Genomic DNA, 16825 nt, shown 5'->3' with positions numbered 1-16825 from the left:
TCGCCGGTCACACGGGGCCTCCAGGAGTGTAAGAGGAGCAACCGATGCCCAAGCCCACCAAGGGCCGCCGTCTCGGCGGGTCGCCCGCCCACGAGCGGATGATGCTGGCCAACCTGGCCACGTCTCTGTTCGAGCACGGCAAGATCCAGACGACCGAGGCGAAGGCGCGCCGGCTTCGCCCGCTCGCCGAGCGGCTGATCAGCAAGGCGAAGCGGGGCGACCTGCACAACCGTCGCCAGGTGCTGCGGATCATCCGCGACAAGGATGTGCTGCACAAGCTGTTCGCGGAGATCGGGCCGCACTTCGCGGAGCGCAACGGCGGCTACACCCGCATCACGAAGACGATGCCGCGTAAGGGCGACAACGCCAAGATGGCGGTCATCGAGCTGGTGCAGGAGAAGACCGCGACCGCCGAGGCGGAGAAGGCGCGCGGCACCAAGTTCGCCAAGGACGCCAAGGCCGAGGCCAAGCCGGCCGAGACCGCGAAGGCCGAGGAGGCCGCCGAGGATGCGGCGGAGCAGCCCGAGGCCGAGCAGCCGGCGGCGGCCAAGGCCGACGAGACCGGCGAGAAGAAGGACGAGTCCTGACGACTCGCCCGGGACCGTACGACGAGCCCGCCACCCCGACCGGGGGTGGCGGGCTCGTTGGCATGCACCCTGCACCGGACGGGGCGCTCCGCCGGATCCGGCTCGATCTCGGCTACGACGGCACGGACTTCTCCGGTTGGGCCAGGCAGCCCGGCCGACGGACGGTGCAGGGCGAGTTGGAGGCGGCACTGGCCCGGCTGCTGCGGGTCGAGGTCGCGCTGACGGTGGCCGGCCGCACCGATGCGGGCGTGCATGCCACGGGGCAGGTGGTGCATGCTGACCTGCCGAGCACGCTTCCCCAGCGCGGCCGGGACACGGGCGACGGGACGCTTTCTCCGGAGTCCGTTGTGGACCATCTGGCGCGACGGCTGAACCGCTTGCTGCCCGAGGATGTGCGCATCTACTCGGTGCGGTTCGCGCCGGAGGGCTTCGACGCCCGGTTCTCCGCTCTGCGCCGGCACTACGAGTACCGCGTGTGTGATGCGCCGTGGGGTGTGGATCCCCTGCGGCGCAAGGACGTTGTGGGGTGGCCGCGTCCGGTCGACCTGACTGCGACGAACGATGCCGCCGCCCGACTGCTCGGCGAACACGACTTTGTCGCCTTCTGTAAGCAGCGTGACGGTGCGACGACCGTGCGGGAGCTGCAGCGGCTGGAGTGGGTACGCGACGGGCACTATCTGACGGCTTTCGTGTCGGCCGACGCGTTCTGCCACTCCATGGTGCGCAGCCTCGTGGGCGCGTTGCTCGCGGTGGGGGAGGGGCGGCGTCCCGTGGACTGGCCGGCGTCGTTGCTCACCACGACCGAGCGCGCGAACTCGGTGACTGTTGCGCCGGCCCACGGCCTGACGCTCGTGGGCGTGGACTATCCGCCGGACGAGGAACTGGCCGCGCGGGCCACGGCGACGCGACGGCTGCGGGTCCCGCCGCACGCCTGAGCGAAGGCCCGTCCGAGCCTTGGCCCGCCGCGCTAGGCCGCAACCTGTGCGAGAAAGAGCTCGCTCCGGTAGGGGATCGTCAGGGTGCCGTCGCTGGCGGCGTCCCGGGTGAGGGCGGTGAGCCGGTCGAGGAACGTGGCGCCGTGGGTGGAGATGGCCCGCTGGACCTGGGTGGATGAGCGCGCCATGCCGATGAAGTCGCTCGGCGTCATGATTCGCGACCACGTGGTCCGGACGACCTCCACCGTGCCTGCCGAGGGAGCGAAGGCGTCAGTGAGTTCCGCGGCGTAGTCGAAGTCCCGGTAGTCACGGGTGTAGCCCGGGCTGTACTCCTCGAGGAGCGTCTCGTACGCATCGAGGAACGGGCTTTCGGTGGAGCTCCGGTTGTTCTGGAGCACCGCGAGCACGCCCGCAGGCTTCAGGCAGGTCGCCGCCGCGCGGAGAAAGCCGGGACGGTCCATCCACTGGAAGGACTGCGCCGCGGTGATCAGGTCGACGTCAGGGGCGGTTTCCAGGAATGGCTCGACAGGTTCCAGGCGCCACTCCACCTGGGGAAGTTTGCTCCGGCCGGCGGCCACCATGTCGGTCGAGATATCGACGGCCTGGTAGGTGCAGCCCGGGCCGAGGAGCGGGATGAGCCCTTCGAGTGCGATACCGGTGCCCGCTCCGGCGTCGATGACGTACAGGTTGTCGGTCGCGGGCAGCTTCTCGACGATCTTCTGCAGGAGATCGGTCGGATAGCGGGGACGGAACCGGTCGTAGTCCGCGGAGAGTCCGTCGAACCTCGACTGTTGGTCGGTCATGGCCCCTCACTCTCTCCAGGACGGGCTACCTCTCGGTCACGGACCGCGTACGGACCGCCACGATAGCTGCTGGGAGTATGGCGCCCCGCACGTTCGGGGTCCACGGCATGGGGCCCGTTGTCGGAGCATGGGGACACCGGCGTCACCTTCAGGGGGTAGGTCACCTTCTGGGACGAGGGCAGATCGCCGCTTCTTGTTCCTGGTTCCTGCGTACTGGTCCGAAGGGGCGAGAAAGGATGCCCGTCCGACATCGGAGGTCTCTCTTTCAGTGCAGCATTGATGGTCCACAACACGATATTGTTCGGCATCTTCGGGATGTGTTTCGTGTGTGGGGGAGGCTTCACTGTGTCAGAGCAGCGGTGCCGGTCAACACATGGCGGCGAACGTGTGAAGAAACGTGACGAGTAAAGTACGCCCGATGCTTACTGTGGGTCGTTGACCAGCGGTGATCACGTCCTGTAGCGCCGGGATATGCGTGGGTCCCTCGATAATCGCAGGTGTCAGCCGTGGTCTTCGGCGATAGCGTGGTACCAGGTGCTGGAATTTGAACAGAAATGGGGTTCCCGCAGAAGTCGCGCTACTCCGACGAGGGAGGGTGCCATGGCGCTCGGGGTTAGTTTTCAGACACGCACGGAGCAGTTCAGTACCTACAAGGGTGGGCCGCGAAAAGCGACGCTGGACTTCCACTTCGACTACCCGGTTTATGAGGCCGAGGCTGCGGTCCGGGGGTTCCGTGCCGAATTCACCGGCAGTGATCACTCGGTCCATCTGTTGTATCACCGTATTACGAACGTCCGCATTTCGCCGCATTCGCCCAGGGTCGTGGAGGTCGACGTGGAGTTCGGGCTCCGCGACCACTCCGGCGACTGGGACGACAACTACGAGGGCGAGCTGGATGTGCTCGTCATCGCCCTCACCTACATCAAGCCGTAGCCGCACAGCGGACGTGCTAGCCGCACGGTGACAAAGACGTGCCTCTGGGCCGTGGCCCAGAGGCACGTCGTCAGGGTTGCGTCAGGGCGTCAGGTTCCAGGAGTCGATGTGTCCGGTGTCCTGGGCGTAGACGTCCCGCACCCGGAGCTGCCAGGTGCCGTTCTTGGTTTCGCCGGAGGCGTCGACCGTGTAGGTCTCGTTGACGTCGTCCGCCGAGTCCCAGGCGTTGTTCTGCTTCAGGTTCTTCACCGCGCCGCTGGGCGTCACGAGGTCGATCACCAGGTCACCCCGGTAAGTGTGCTTGATGTGCACCTCGACCTTCACCGCGTTCGATGCCGTGCCCTCGCACTCGCCAAAGGTGATCGAGCTACTCACCGCGGCACCGTTGTCCGGAATCGCCACGTCGGTGTCGTTCGTCTTCAACTTGCAGCCCGGCCCGGGCCCCGGGCCCGGGTCACCGCCGCCGCTGCCCGTGTACAGCAGCAGATTCGGCGTGCCAGGGCCAGGGTTGGAGATCACGTTGGGCGTTGCGGCGCCCACCAGCGCGTCGGCCACCTGCTGCGGGCTGTAGCTCGGGTTGCCCGCGAGCACCAGTGCCGCGGCCCCGGCCACGTGCGGCGTCGCCATCGAGGTGCCACTGATCGTTCTCGTCGCACTGTCGTTGTCGAGCCACGCCGAAGTGATGCCCACGCCAGGAGCCGCGATGTCCACACACGTGCCGTAATTCGCCCAGCTCGCCTTGGCATCGTTGCGGTCGGTCGCGGTCACGGTTATAGCTTCCTTGGTCCGCGCCGGGGACACCGTGCAGGCGTCCTGCGGCCGGCCCCACTGGTCGCCGTTACCCGCCGCGATCGCGTAGGTGATCCCGGAGGAAACCGACCGCCGCACCGCGTTGTCCACCGCCGACGACGCGGGGCCGCCCAGGCTCATGTTCGCCACGGCCGGCTTCCGGGCGTTCGCCGTGACCCAGTCAATACCGGCGATGACGCCGGAGTAGCTGCCGGAGCCCCGGCAGTCGAGCACCCGGACGGCCCACAACGTCACGCTCTTCGCCACACCGTGGGCGGCGCCACCCACGGTGCCGGCCACGTGCGTGCCGTGTCCGTGGCAGTCGGTTGCGTCGTTGTCGTTGTCGACGGTGTCCCGGCCGTGCCTGGCCCGCCCACCGAAGTCGGAGTGCGTGGTGCGGATGCCGGTGTCGATGACGTACGTGTTGACGTTCCCGGCCTTGGTCGCGTACTCGTACTTGCTGTCCAGCGGCAGGTTCCGCTGGTCGATGCGGTCCAGGCCCCAGGACGGCGGGTTGTTCTGCACGTCCATGGTGTGGACCTCCTGGTCCTGCTCCACGAAGGCGACCCGGGGGTCGGCGGCCAGCCGCCGGGCCTCCCGCTCGCTCATCTTGGCGGCGAAACCGGAGAGTGCGTTGCGGTAGGTGTGTTTCACCGTGCCGCCGTGCTTACCGGCCAGTGCGGAGACAGTGGAATCAAGGACCTGCGTGGATAGCCGGTCCTTGAACACCACGATGTAGCTGTCCTTGATGGCCCTTGGTGCGTCGGCGGCCCGCACGGTGCCGTCGTTGGCACCCGCGGGTAAGCTGGCGCCGACCGTGAGGGCGACCGCGGTGGCGGTCGCCATGCCGAGCCCGGTCAATTTCCGGGCAGCACGAATACGATGCATTGTTTCGCTCCCTCAGTGCAGGGGTGCGCTCGCCGGCGGTCGGCCGGTTCGCGCGCTGGGGGACGGAAAACGTCCGCGCGGACGTGCCACCCAGGATATGGCGCGCTGAGCTGGGGAAACAGGAGTTGAAACGTAATATTCCGCGTGGTACCACCAGAAATTACGCGTGCCCGCGAAACTAGGCTCTTCGGACTATTCCCCTGCGGCGGACGCCGGGGATACGCGCTACCCGGAACGGGTGGCCGAAGGTATGACGTCGAGTCAACAACAAGCTATCCGTCCGGAGAACGGACATGGTGTGGACAATTTTGTCGGAGCCGTGCCCGCGCCGCAACCGGCCGGCCCACGGTGCTGCCGGAAGGAGGGCGGCTCGAGCATGCGGGCTGTCGAACGGACGGGACCGAGAGAGGGCCTGCGTTGCCGCGCCGAGCGCGAGGGGACGAGGTCCCCGCCCATGCAGGGATGGGTCCCGGGTTCGGGAGATTGACCGGCCGCTGCAACAGGAAGTCCCCCGCGAGCGGGGGTGAGTCCCTCAACGAGGCCCGCAACGCCTTGGGCCGACTGAAGTCGCGCGCAGGCGGGGTGCGTTGTTCATGTCCCGGGGCGTCCGGCCAACCGGCGCCCGGGACACCCGTCATCCGGCCTAGTCCCCGCGGCGAACGGGGCCGAGAATCTGCTGTTCCTTCGGTGTCGTCACCAACCGCAGGGGCCGCCACAGGTTCGGCCCCAGGGCGATCACCCCGTCATCCTTCAGCGTCGTCAGCTGCTGCGCCATCTGCGGCGCCAACCGCCAGATCCGCCCGGCCAGGTGCGCCTGCCCGATCGGCAATCGCTGCAAGAGGATCAAGTCCGCGCCGTTCGCCGTCACACTCGCGTGCGGATGCAGGTACGGCAACACGTACAACGTGGTCTGCCAGGGCGACCGCGGCGGGAAAAGCTCCTGCGGCACCGCGCCCCCGTCGTGCATTATCAGCACGGGGTTGTCCTCGGTCGCCCGATCCAGCTCGGTCGGGATCAGCCGCCGGATCTGCACGGCCGGCACCGGCCGACCGTCCGGTCCCTGCCCCGCGGCCCGGCGCAACACCTCCCACGCCTGCGGCCGGCCGGTCGACACGATCACCGTCGCCCCACTGGCCATCGCCCGCAGCGCGAGCTGCCGCGCCAGGTAAAGCCCGCCGACCATGACGATCCGGGTCGGCGCGTTCCGCAGCACCGAGATCGTCAGCGGCTCGCCCTTCAACCCCGAGCCCAGCAGCAGCCCACCGCGGTCGCCGGACGGACTGATCGCGTCCAACACCTCCGGCGGGACCAGGAACTCCGGTGCCACGCCCGCGGCCGAGACCTGGTTGTCCAACCTGGTGCTCACGCCTTGCCTCCCAACGGCAACGTCGCGGCCAATCCGGCCATCTGCAACCCGCGCAGCGGCGTCAGGCTGATGCCCAGCCGCTCGCCCAGGTGCGTGAGCCGGTCGTCGGCCGCCTCCAGCTCACTCGGCGTACGCGCGCTCACCCGCACCAAGCCACGTAGCCCCACGTTGCCGTCCTCACCACCCGGCGACAGGGACAACGCCACCGTCGACGACAGCGCACGCACACCGGTCAACGCGTTCAGGTTGTGCGAGAGCTGGTCCGGCCAGCCGGTGATCGCGTAGCTGGCGTGCCCCACACCGCCCGCGGTCACCCCGGTCCACCGCTCCCGCAGCCGCACCGGGTTCGGCGAGCCCAGCAGCGCGGTCAGCTCCGCCGCGGAGATCCCCGCGTGCAGCAACTCGTCCACGTCCAGGGGCCGGGTCGGGATGCCCCGCGCGCCCAGCGCGCTGCGGATCCGGGACAACGCACCGATCAACGCCCGGTGCGCACCCACCACGCCACCGCCCCGCTCCCGCACGGCCGCCGGGCACCGGCGCGGGTCCAGCCGGACCGCGATCCACGTGGTGCGCCGCGCCGCCGCCGGCAACGGGCCAAGCACCTCGAGGTAGGAGTTCAACGCCGGCGAGCTGACCGGCAACGACGTGCTGCCCGGGTAGCAGTGCCAGATCACCTGGATCGCGTCCAGCACCGTGCCGCGGTCCTCCAGGCACGGCGCCAGCGCACCCAGCGGCAGGTTCGGGGCCGCGCCGAAGTGCGACACCAGCGCCGGGGCCGGGTCGACCAGCAGCACCGCGGTCCAGGTGCCCTCGTGCCAGGCCATCCCGACCGGTCGCCGCTCGTGGTCGATACCGTGCGCGACCACCAGGTCGGGCACGGCCAGCCGCAGCAACGCCACCCGGCGGTCCTCCGCGCCGGTCACCTTGGCATCGCCCCGCGCCTGCTCAGCCGCCTGCTCCAGCGCCCCGGTGGCCGCGGCGGGCTCGGCCTGACGGCCGTGCTGGCGGAGCAGGTAGCGCACAGTGAGCCCGACCCACTGCGTGAACCAGCGGCCCCGCCACCGGATGAAGGCGACCACGATCGCGATCACCAGCACCGCGGCCGACACCGGCCACGCCTTCGGGGCGAGCGCGAGCAGCAGCAGGCCCAACGCCAGCCCGGCCTCGATCACCACCAGGTTGGTGACCGGCAACGCGCCCAGGCTCGCGCCGACCGTGCGCCGACGGGCCCGCACCGCGGCCCGCATCGCGTTCGCCGCGCTGGCCGCCGCCGTGGCCGGCGGCCCCGGTGGGGCGGGACGGGGTGTGGTCACGGACATCCGCTAGGTCTCTCCCTGCTCGGTGTCGATCGGCTGCCGCCACCAGCGGGCTGCCACCGGCTGGACACCGCCCGCAGACCGCCGTCGGGCAGGCACCCGCCAGCGGGCCGCAGCCGGCGAGCTGCCGTCGGCAGGTTGCCGACGACGGCTGCCATCAACACTGCTCCCATGGCCGACGCCGGGGCCGGCCGCCGCGGGCCCAGTTGGCATGAACCGGACCCGGACGTTCACCCGCCCGGCTATCCTGCCGAACCGTACCGCGACCGGGAGAGCTGCAGGCCGAGAATGCCCTCAACACCTACCACCAAGTCCCAGGTCCAGGCGTACCGCTTCGTGCTCCGCCGGATGGAGTCCGCGCTGACGCGCAAGGACGCGGTGATGCTGCACGAGCCGATGCGCACGCACCAGCGTGCGCTGGCCGCCGGCGCCATCATCAGCATCGTCGGCGTGCTCGGCTTCCTGATCTTCGCCGTGCTCAGCCCCAAGGGCCACGTTCCGGATGCCGGAAACATCGTCGTCACGAAATCCGGCGCCACGTACGTGGTCGCCGGCAGTCCCAAGATCCTCGTTCCCACGCCGAACATCGCCTCGGCGAAGCTGCTGCTGATGGCGCAGGCCGCCAAGGGAAGCGGCGGGCAGTCCTTCGGCGGCAGCCCGGTCGAGCCGGTACTGGTCGACGACTCAGCGCTGGAGAACACCCCGAAGGGCCCGCTCACCGGGATCCCCGGCGCGCCGGAGATGTTGCCCACCTCCGCGGAACAGCGGGTTCCGCCCGTGTGGTCGGTCTGCGACACGCTCACGCTCGACAAGTCGCTGCCGTCGTACCAGGCGAAGCCGGAGGTGGTGACGACCGCTTTGATGGGCGTCGAGGAAACCAACCCGCGGCTGAGCGATGACAACGCGTTGCTGGTCAAGGCCAGCACGGGCCAGACATACCTGATCTACAACAACGAGCGGGGCGACCACACCACGGTCCGCGCCAAGGTCGACATGAACAACCAGCAGGTGGTGGAGGCGCTCCGCCTGCGGGACGTGGTGCCGCGACTGATCAGCACCCCGCTGCTTAACGCCATCCCCGAGGTGGACGAGATCACCGCGCCGCGAATCCCGGGCGCGGGGGAGAAGCCCAGCTACCCGATCGGCAGGGCGACCGTCGGCAGCGTGGTGAAGGTGCAGCGGGCCGGCCAGCCCGAGGAGTACTACGTGGTGCTGCGCGAGGGCGTGCAGCTGGTCCCGCGCGCGGTGGCCGACCTGATCCGGTTCTCCAACGAGGAGAGCAAGCTCACCGAGGCGGCGCCCGCCGACGTGACGAAGGTGGTGCCGGACAACAGGAAGCTGAGGATCGACGATCTTCCGGTCGTGGTGCCGAATTCCCTGGAGATCGAGAGGGCCCCGGTGACCTGCCTGCGCTGGAGCGGCAAGGACAGCAAGCTGCGCACCTCGGTGTCGGTCGGCGGTGAGCTGCCGATGCCCAAGGACATGCGACCGGTGAAGCTGGCCCAGTTCAACAAGCAGAGCCTGGAGAACGTCGACCAGGCGTTCATGCCCCCGGGCCGCGGTGCGGTGGTGCGCAGCGTCACCACGCAGATGGAGATCGCGTCCGGTCCGATCTTCGTGGTCTCCGACCGCGGGGTGAAGTACGGCGTGCCCAACCCGCAGATCGCGCAGGGACTCGGGCTGGGCGACCGCTACGAGCCGGCGCCCGAAAGCATCCTCAAGCTGCTGCCCAACGGTTCCCCGCTGGACCCGGCGCTGGCCGACCGGATCTACGACACGCTTCCGGTCGACCCGAACTCGCCGCGCGCGGACTTGCCGGATGCGCCGAAGGCCGGGGAGAAGGAGGGAACCGGCCAGGCCAACTCGGACGGCGGGTTGTTCGGCAACTGACGTTGCGGGCGCCACGGCGGGAACTGCCGCACTCTCCCATCGATGCAACAACGTCAGCGGGGGCCGATGTGCACGGTGTGAGGGTCGAGACCGACTGCGCGGCTATGCCAAGCAGGTGGAGGATGCTGCACAAGCCGTCGCAGCGCACGCAGCGGTCGGTGAACGCGCATCCACTGACGCCTCATACATCGGGCGACAGCCGCGGTACGACGAGGGATCATTGGCGAGCCGCGGCCCGGTGACCGCTTCGTGAGAAACGTGTTCCAGACTACTTTCCGCCGCTGCGGCGCCAGTCGCTGTAGGCGGTCTGGAATCCGTCGGCGTTCTGCTGGACGTACTTGTAGAAAGTGGACAGGAACGCGAGTTGCGGTCCGTTGGGAAACCACTGCATCGTCGCCCTTTCCGCGTCGGTCCGGGCGGTCTGCAGCGCCAGTATCTGCTGCCGGCGGACGATGTCGTCCTCGCTGACCTGCTTCGCATTGTGCAGCATGTCGTGCATGGCCATGAACATCGTGGTCCTGCCCATGCCCTCCCCGCCGTGGAAGTAGACCCACTGGTCGCTCGGCAGCTCCCGGAAGAGGCGGAGGTACCGGTCCACGTCGTCGTCCTGCGGAGGTTCGACGTCCGGCACGGTGAGCCGGAGATACCCCATCCCCGCGTCGGTGACGACCGTGATCTCGGTCTGGACGGTCTTGGGCGCCGACACCGTGCTCGTGTGATCCCCAACCTGGATGGTCGTGCTCGGTTCCCTGGTGAGTTCGACCTTCTTCCGTTCCTCGTCGGCGAGTACCTCGACGTGGCTCAGGGCGGCGTTCGCCTTGTTACCGGGTCCACGCCAGCTGACCGCCGATCCGTCGACGAACAGGTGCGACTCCTGACGAAGGTCCACGACGACGATCAGGGGCGCACTGATGCGTTGCTTGATCGCCGGCAGCTGGCCCGCTGAGAACTGCCTGCTACCGGCCAGCCGCAGCTCGGCCAGCCCGGTGCGGCTCGGTGGTGGCCCCTCCGGTACCACCAGCGGGTCGCTGGCCAACCGCAGGCGTTCCGGCAGGCCCGGTTGGTTCGGGGTGTCGAGAACGAGCTTGACCTTGTTGTCCGGGGGCGGCCCGGAGTCCGGCGAACCACATCCGGGCGCTGCCAACAAGGTCGCCGTACAGACGGCAACCGCGAGTCTCGGCAGCACCCTCTGGCTCTCCATCTCCGGGCCCCGATCGCGAACAGCGACAGTCGAGATGCTCAGGAGAATAGGGCTGACCGACGAGGTTGGCTGGTCCAGCAACGGGGCGCGGGCCCATGCGCACCGGGGCCGTAGGCGGTGTCGACTCCGTCCCGGATCGGCTGAGCCCACCACCGACGCGACCAGGCTCCGGCGCGGTGATGCCCAGCCGCGGACCCGCCGACGCCAGTCTTCGCCCTGACGAGGCGTTGCGGATCACCTGAGCTGGTGAACTCGGGGTCCGCTGATCCCCCACAACCGCTACCCACCGGTTGCGGCCGTGTCGTTCCGGCAGTTGCCTGGTGAGACTTTCGATCACCCGGCGAGCAGATCGGGGGACGCGATGGCGGCTCGATGGTTCCGCACGGCACGGCTCATCGTCGGGTGCATGGTCCTGGCGCTGGTGGGGGCAGGCCCCGCCGTCGCCCAGCCCACGAACGGCGATGCGGTCAACGATCGTGTCCCGATGCCCGGTAGCACCCCCCAATGGGCACGGCCAGACCTGAAAGCTGGTCGGGTTTCTCCGGGGTCGCAACGGCGGGTCTTGGTGGCCCTGTCGTTGCGGAACCGCGCCGAGGCCCAGCAACGTGCAATCGAGGTCTCCACCCCTGGCTCACCACGGTACCGGCATTTCCTCACCGCCGAGCAGTTCGTCGACCGGTTCGGCCCGGACCAGCACACAGTGGACCGGGTGCGCACGTGGCTCCAAGAGGCGGGACTGCACGTGGAGGGTGTATCAGCCAATCGGCATCTCGTCACCGCCACCGGACGGGTCGAGCAACTGGAGAGGGCGTTCGGGACAGGGCTGGCGCGCTACCGGTACGGCAAGGACGTCCTCGTGGCGCCGGAATCACCGGTCCGGATACCGGCGGATCTTCGCGGGGAGGTCAGCGCGGTGCTGGGACTGGACGATTCCCACCGTCTGATCCGATCCCGACTCGTGAGGTCCCCACAGCAGACAACCCAGGGCCCGGAAGGGAGCGGTGGGGCGGAGGAGGACTGTGCCGAGTACTGGGCGCAGCACAACAACACCGCGGTGCCGCAGAAGTACCCGGAGGGCCGGCAGTCGAACGTCCTGTGCGGCTACACCGCCAACCAGCTGCGGGCGATCTACGGCCTGGGGCAGGAGGCAACCGGTGCTGGCCGCACCATCGGGATCACCGGTGAGTGCACCCTGGCCACGGCCGAGTCCGACACCAACCGGTGGTCGCGGCGGATGGGCCTGCCGCCGTTGCGGCCGGGCCAGTACCGGGAGGTCCTGCAACCCGGCGCGGCCGCCGACGCCCCCGAGTGCCGAGGCTCGGGCTGGGGTGTCGAACAGGCACTGGACATCCAGTCGGTACGCGCCATGGCCCCGGACGCCGACATCGTCTACTACGGCGGAGCGCCCGAGAGCGGCAGCGTGTTCGAGGCGCTGAACACCGCCATCGCGCAGAACGAGACCCCCGTCATCAGCAACAGCTGGGGTGAGGACGAGCCCGAGGTTCCCACCGACGTCCGGACGCAGTTCGCCGACATGGTCACCCAGGCCGCGAACCAGGGCCAGAGCATCCTGTTTTCCTCCGGGGACTCCGGTGACAACTCCGGTCCGTCCGCGTTCGGCTTCGCCGCGCCCGATTTCCCTGCCGAGAGCCCGATGGTGACCGCGGTCGGCGGCACCTCGGTGGGACTGGATGCGCAGAACCGGGTCGAGTTCACCACGGGCTGGGAGAACTCCGCCGACCAGCTCCAGGACGGGCAATGGGCGCCGATCCAGTCAGCGGACGGGGATTTCATCGGTGGCGCGGGTGGCGGCGTGTCGCCCAACTACTCGATGCCGATCTACCAGAGGGGAGTGGTGTCGACCCGCTACGCCAGGGGACAGCGCGCGGTGCCGGACATCTCCGCGTTGGCCAACAACTTCACCGGCATGCGCATCGGGTTCACCCAGGCACCGCACGGTTTCGTCCTCGAGCCCGTCGGTGGGACGAGCCTGGCCTCACCATTGATCGCTGGCCTGCTCGCCGACCGCATGCAGGTACACGGTGTCCAGCGCATGGGATTCCTGAACCCCTGGATCTATCGCTCCTACCGCAGCCCGGGGCTCGCTGACGTGACCCACCACGACGCAGGCGTATGGACATCGCGCATGCACCTCGCCGACAGGACACTCGTGACCGGAAGCTACCTCGTGGACTTCGACAGCAAGCCGCAGAGCCTGCAGTCGATGCCGGGGTGGGACCCGGTCACCGGTGTAGGCACACCCACCCGTACGTTCGTCTACGGGTACTAGGTGTCCGAACAGGGCGGTTCAAGAGTCTCCACTGCCCCACGAACCGCGCCAGGCCAGCCGCCCTCGGCCTGATCCCGGTACTGGATTCTCACCATCAGCCAAGGGGAAATCCGGCTGCCGGACGGGTTTCCCCGAGCCCGGCCCTTCCTCCGGAAGGTCCGGGTGTCACCCGGCAAGCATCTCCCGCAGCCTGCACACGGTGTTCCAGTTCCGCGCCGTGACCGAGACCTTCAGGTTCTGCTCCACGAACCTCCGCACGTCAGGCGCGTTCCGAGCACCGTCCGGGCACCACTGGTAGATCACCCGTTCCCCGACCCGGATGTGGTTCGCATCGAGCCGGGTGGGGTCGTTATGCCTCAGCAGTTCGGGATCGGGTGCCTCCGACAGGAACAACGCCAGCAGCTTCGCGCCGTCGTCGTGCACCGTGGCCAGCGGGTTTCCTTCGATCACCCCGCGAAGCTGCTCCTCGGTCCGGACCAGGCAGGGTACCGCCATCCCGAACCGGTCGCCGATCGCCCGCTCGACCTCGGCCACCAGCTCCCCGGGGCCATGATCGCATTCGACCACGGCGTTGCCGCTCTGCAGCAGGGTGGCGACACCGGCATACCCGAGCCCGGACAACAGCTGCCGCAGTTCGGCCATGGGGACCTTGGTCCTGCCCCCGACATTGATCCCCCGGAGAAGCAACGCGTATCGGGTCATCTACCCACCCTCGTTGGAACGAACACCCGCGTCCGGCGACCAGAAACCCGATCAGGATCGGGCCGGCGGGGTCGGGGGCTGCTGCCGGGCGCGGACGCGCGCCATGGTGTTCACGACGAAGAGGGTGATGCCCAGCAACGCCACCCCACCACCGGCACCGCCGAGCGCCACGATCATCGGCGTCCAGTTCTTCTCCTGGTACGGCGGAAGCTCCAACCGCGCCTTGCCCACCGGCGGAGCGGCGACGCCCTGCTCCTCCGGCAGCACCGCGGTCACGGCCGCGACCGGATCGACCATGCCCCAACCGATCATCGGATTCCACCCGCCCTGCCCGGCGGGATGCTGCGAGGTCTTCTCGATCCGATGGATGACCTGCTTCGCGTTCAGGTGCGGGTACCGCGCCCGCACCAGAGCCACCACGCCGGCCACGTACGGCGCGGCGAAGCTCGTTCCCTGGATCGAGGTGAGCTCGTTCCGCTCGTTGGCGAGCTTGTTCGCCAGCCCGGTTCCGTTCCGTGCCGGGTCCAGGGTGGTGATCTCGGTGCCCGGGCCGGCCACGTCCACCCACGGCCCGGCGACGCTGAAGTTCGCCGCCGAGCCGTCCTCCTGCACCGCACCCACGGTCAACACCTCGTCGTCGAACCACGCGGGGCTCGGCAGGCTGTTGATCTGGCCGTAAGGCTCGTTCTGCTTACACCCCTTGTTCTCGTTGGTGTTCCCGGCGGCCGCCACCACGACGACGTCATGCTCGATCGCGTACCGCACCGCGGCGTGCAGCCGCGGGTAGTAGGCACCGGGGCCCGGCGGCTCGCACGCCGACTCGGAGATGTTGATGACCTTCACCTTGGCCGAGTCCACCGCGTGCACGATCGCCCGGGCCATGGTCTCCACGTTGCCGGCGTTGCGCTTGGCGCCGTTCTCCTCGCCCTCGTAGGAGGGGTCGGCCTGCCGGTAGGTGACGATCGTCGCCTCCGGCGCAACGCCCGCGAAGCCCACGCTGGGGTCCTTGTCGTCGGCGGCGATGATGCCGGCCACCGCCGTGCCGTGGCCCTCGCAGTCGGTGAGGCCGTCCTCCTTCTCGACCACGTAGTCACCGCCGGCCTCGACCCGGTTGCCCAGCCGCGGGTGCCGGTTCACCCCGGTGTCGATCACCGCGACCCGGACACCCGCACCCTTGGTGAACCTCCACGCGTCCTCGAAGTTCAGCGCGATCTGTCCCCAGGGCTTGCGCTCCACCTTGCGGGCGCTGGCATCCAGGGTCTGCACGCAGTTCTTCTTCTTCGTGTACTTCAGGTCCGGCTTCGGCTTCTCGTTCGCCGGCGGGCCGGCCTTCGGCTGCAACGGCGGGATTCCCCGCAGCGGGTCACCCTCGGGCGGCCGCCCCTGCGGCTGCGGCTTCCCACCCGAGCCGGACTCCGGCCCGGCCGGGTTCGAGGCGGTGGGCGGTTCCGCCGCGGCCGGCCAGACCGGGCCCGCCAGGGCGAGCAGGCCGGCCGCGGTCACTGCGGCCACCGCACGGTGGGACCGGGCGCTGCGCATCGAAGATCCCTTTACAGGTTGATGTTCAGGTGGCGGATCGTGCTGTAGAGGTCCATCACCGCCAACGCGAGTGGCAGCACGGACGCGATCAGCAACGCCTCGGTCACGTCCACGGTGCGACGCAGCACCGGCGAGAACTTCCGCTCCGGGAACACCACCCCGAGCACCACGCCCAGCACGCCGAGCAGCAACAGCGCGCCGAACACCCATAGCAGCAGGTTGAACGGGCTCGCGGTGAAGATCCAGCCGAGCAACACGCCACCCGCGGCCACGATCCCGGTCACCAGCAGCGCCACCGCCTGGCTGCCGTTGGCGTAGCTGCGGGCACGCAGCAACATCACCGCCGCGACCACCAGCGCCATGATCCCGCCGTACACGCCCTCACCGGCGGTGATCATCGCGGCGATCGCGGCAACGGCGCCACAGCCGATGATCATGCCGGTCATGTACTCGTGGGCGAGCCCCGCGCGCCGCTCGATCACGGTGTACTCCGGGAAGCCGCCGTCCTCCCTCAGGTCCTCGGCGCTCCCCGGCACCTGCGGCAGCGGCAGCCGCGCGAGCTGGATCGTGATCCGCGGCAGCCACGACAGGCCGGCCAACGCGACCGCGGCCGCCCCGGCGGCGACGGCCGGCGCCGGAACGTCGACCAGTGTCGCCACCGCGAACGCCACCGCACCCAGCGTGGCCGCCGTCGCGGCGGCGATGAACGTCGTCACACCGCTGCCGAGCACCATGATCGCCGCGGCGGCGACCACCAGCACCAAGACACTGCCCAGCAACAGGTTCGGCCTACCCAGCCCCCACTCGCCGGCGTCCGGGACCAGGAACACACCGGCCACGAACGCCATCGGCAGGCCACCGGCCGCGGCCACCACGACCCCGGTCGTCCCGGCCAGGTAGGCGCGCGCCACGACCGCGCCCATCACCACCGCGAGGATCGCCGCCACCGCGGCCAGGATGCCGGTGGTCAGCGGGTACGCCGGGCCGGCGCGGAACAGGGCGAGGGCGGCACCGCCCAGCGCCAGCCCGCCCGCCACGTGCCCGGTGCGCCGCGCCGTCTCCTTGGTCCACGGCCGGTAGCTGCCCGGCACCGAGTCGGCGATGGCGTCGACCACGTCGTCGTAGAGCGGCGGGGGAGGGTTGTCCACGCGGCGCCGGAGCTGCAGCAGGTCGCCGTCGACCACGCCCAGCGAGGCCAGCGTGCGGCTCGGGTCCAGCGGTGCCTCACCCAGCTTGGCCAGGCACCAGCCGCCGTGCCGGCTCCCGCCGTCCGGGCTCTTCTGGTCCGCCATCTGCAACAGCATCGGCAGCAGGTCGGCCACCGCGACGTCGGCCGGCAGCGCGACGTCGATGCGAGTGGTCGGCGCCACCACCGTCACCCGGCTGAACACCGTCGTCCCGTTCGCCACCAGCGCCCCTCGCTCTTGTCGTCCTGCTTCTCCGTCGTGGGTCGGGTGGCCGGGCCACCCGTCTCGCCGCCGGTGCGAACCGCGACGCCCGGTGCCGGCGATCCGCCGGAAGTCCCGGAACCGACCCAACCGGTCGACGAGCGCCCCTAGTATGGCCGCACCGAGTGCGGCCGGACG

General features: G+C 69.5%; 13 protein-coding genes. 5 read left to right on the top strand and 8 right to left on the bottom strand.

Annotated elements, in window-relative coordinates:
* The first annotated feature begins 44 nt into the window (after positions 1-44).
* Together rplQ and truA are read left to right on the top strand one after the other, a co-directional pair.
* Positions 45-587, top strand: a complete 543-nt coding sequence (rplQ, locus tag IEY55_RS11295; RefSeq protein WP_189056834.1) for a 50S ribosomal protein L17 — start codon at positions 45-47, stop codon at positions 585-587.
* Between the two features lie 62 nt (positions 588-649).
* The gene (truA, locus tag IEY55_RS11290; RefSeq protein WP_189056832.1) at positions 650-1522 is read left to right on the top strand and encodes a tRNA pseudouridine(38-40) synthase TruA; all 873 of its coding nucleotides are present in this window, start codon (positions 650-652) and stop codon (positions 1520-1522) included.
* A gap of 32 nt (positions 1523-1554) precedes the next feature.
* Here truA and IEY55_RS11285 read toward each other — a convergent pair whose 3' ends face one another.
* Positions 1555-2325, bottom strand: a complete 771-nt coding sequence (locus IEY55_RS11285; RefSeq protein ID WP_189056830.1) for a class I SAM-dependent methyltransferase — start codon at positions 2323-2325, stop codon at positions 1555-1557.
* Between the two features lie 600 nt (positions 2326-2925).
* Between IEY55_RS11285 and IEY55_RS11280 the strand changes: the two genes are divergently transcribed.
* Positions 2926-3258, top strand: coding sequence for a hypothetical protein (locus IEY55_RS11280; RefSeq protein WP_189056828.1), 333 nt, complete (start codon positions 2926-2928; stop codon positions 3256-3258).
* Positions 3259-3339: 81 nt separating this feature from the next.
* Here the strand turns inward: IEY55_RS11280 and IEY55_RS11275 are convergent, their stop codons facing one another.
* The 3 genes from IEY55_RS11275 to eccE all read right to left on the bottom strand — a co-directional run bounded on the left by IEY55_RS11275 (position 3340) and on the right by eccE (position 7548).
* Positions 3340-4935, bottom strand: coding sequence for a S8 family peptidase (locus IEY55_RS11275; protein WP_189056826.1), 1596 nt, complete (start codon positions 4933-4935; stop codon positions 3340-3342).
* Between the two features lie 643 nt (positions 4936-5578).
* Positions 5579-6301, bottom strand: a complete 723-nt coding sequence (locus tag IEY55_RS11270; RefSeq protein WP_189056824.1) for a hypothetical protein — start codon at positions 6299-6301, stop codon at positions 5579-5581.
* Positions 6298-7548 (bottom strand): type VII secretion protein EccE, encoded by a 1251-nt coding sequence (gene eccE / locus IEY55_RS11265; protein ID WP_229686294.1) that lies wholly within the window; start codon positions 7546-7548, stop codon positions 6298-6300. The genes IEY55_RS11270 and eccE overlap by 4 nt, the downstream gene beginning before the upstream one ends.
* Before the next feature lie 357 nt (positions 7549-7905).
* On the opposite strand from eccE, the gene eccB reads away from it, so the two are divergent.
* The gene (gene eccB, locus IEY55_RS11260) at positions 7906-9507 is read left to right on the top strand and encodes a type VII secretion protein EccB (RefSeq protein WP_189056820.1); all 1602 of its coding nucleotides are present in this window, start codon (positions 7906-7908) and stop codon (positions 9505-9507) included.
* Between the two features lie 268 nt (positions 9508-9775).
* On the opposite strand, the gene IEY55_RS11255 is transcribed toward eccB, so the two are convergent.
* Complete coding sequence (locus tag IEY55_RS11255; RefSeq protein WP_189056818.1) at positions 9776-10651, bottom strand: phosphatase domain-containing putative toxin; 876 nt, start codon at positions 10649-10651, stop codon at positions 9776-9778.
* A 418-nt stretch (positions 10652-11069) separates the two neighbouring features.
* Between IEY55_RS11255 and IEY55_RS11250 the strand changes: the two genes are divergently transcribed.
* Positions 11070-12998, top strand: coding sequence for a S53 family peptidase (locus tag IEY55_RS11250; RefSeq protein ID WP_373289994.1), 1929 nt, complete (start codon positions 11070-11072; stop codon positions 12996-12998).
* 165 nt (positions 12999-13163) lie between these two features.
* Here the strand turns inward: IEY55_RS11250 and IEY55_RS11245 are convergent, their stop codons facing one another.
* From IEY55_RS11245 to eccD, 3 genes are read right to left on the bottom strand one after another with little or no spacing between them, the layout of a single operon-like run.
* Positions 13164-13700 (bottom strand): DUF1697 domain-containing protein, encoded by a 537-nt coding sequence (locus IEY55_RS11245; protein ID WP_189056816.1) that lies wholly within the window; start codon positions 13698-13700, stop codon positions 13164-13166.
* Positions 13701-13751: 51 nt separating this feature from the next.
* Complete coding sequence (mycP, locus tag IEY55_RS11240) at positions 13752-15239, bottom strand: type VII secretion-associated serine protease mycosin (protein WP_189056814.1); 1488 nt, start codon at positions 15237-15239, stop codon at positions 13752-13754.
* An 11-nt stretch (positions 15240-15250) separates the two neighbouring features.
* Positions 15251-16648: a type VII secretion integral membrane protein EccD gene (gene eccD, locus IEY55_RS11235; protein ID WP_189056812.1), complete on the bottom strand. Its 1398-nt coding sequence runs from the start codon at positions 16646-16648 to the stop codon at positions 15251-15253.
* Positions 16649-16825: the final 177 nt, after the last annotated feature.

Source organism: Longimycelium tulufanense (genome assembly GCF_014645795.1).
GTDB classification, from domain to species: domain Bacteria; phylum Actinomycetota; class Actinomycetes; order Mycobacteriales; family Pseudonocardiaceae; genus Longimycelium; species Longimycelium tulufanense.
This window is presented reverse-complemented; position numbering and strand designations above follow the sequence as displayed.

What these genes read in the sequence shown, in the direction of transcription:
- rplQ (WP_189056834.1), top strand. Translation starts at nt 45, where the DNA reads ATGCCCAAGCCCACCAAGGGCCGCCGTCTCGGCGGGTCGCCCGCCCAC.
- truA (WP_189056832.1), top strand. Translation starts at nt 650, where the DNA reads ATGCACCCTGCACCGGACGGGGCGCTCCGCCGGATCCGGCTCGATCTC.
- IEY55_RS11285 (WP_189056830.1), bottom strand. Translation starts at nt 2,325, where the DNA reads ATGACCGACCAACAGTCGAGGTTCGACGGACTCTCCGCGGACTACGAC.
- IEY55_RS11280 (WP_189056828.1), top strand. Translation starts at nt 2,926, where the DNA reads ATGGCGCTCGGGGTTAGTTTTCAGACACGCACGGAGCAGTTCAGTACC.
- IEY55_RS11275 (WP_189056826.1), bottom strand. Translation starts at nt 4,935, where the DNA reads ATGCATCGTATTCGTGCTGCCCGGAAATTGACCGGGCTCGGCATGGCG.
- eccE (WP_229686294.1), bottom strand. Translation starts at nt 7,548, where the DNA reads ATGCGGGCCGCGGTGCGGGCCCGTCGGCGCACGGTCGGCGCGAGCCTG.
- eccB (WP_189056820.1), top strand. Translation starts at nt 7,906, where the DNA reads ATGCCCTCAACACCTACCACCAAGTCCCAGGTCCAGGCGTACCGCTTC.
- IEY55_RS11250 (WP_373289994.1), top strand. Translation starts at nt 11,070, where the DNA reads ATGGCGGCTCGATGGTTCCGCACGGCACGGCTCATCGTCGGGTGCATG.
- IEY55_RS11245 (WP_189056816.1), bottom strand. Translation starts at nt 13,700, where the DNA reads ATGACCCGATACGCGTTGCTTCTCCGGGGGATCAATGTCGGGGGCAGG.
- mycP (WP_189056814.1), bottom strand. Translation starts at nt 15,239, where the DNA reads ATGCGCAGCGCCCGGTCCCACCGTGCGGTGGCCGCAGTGACCGCGGCC.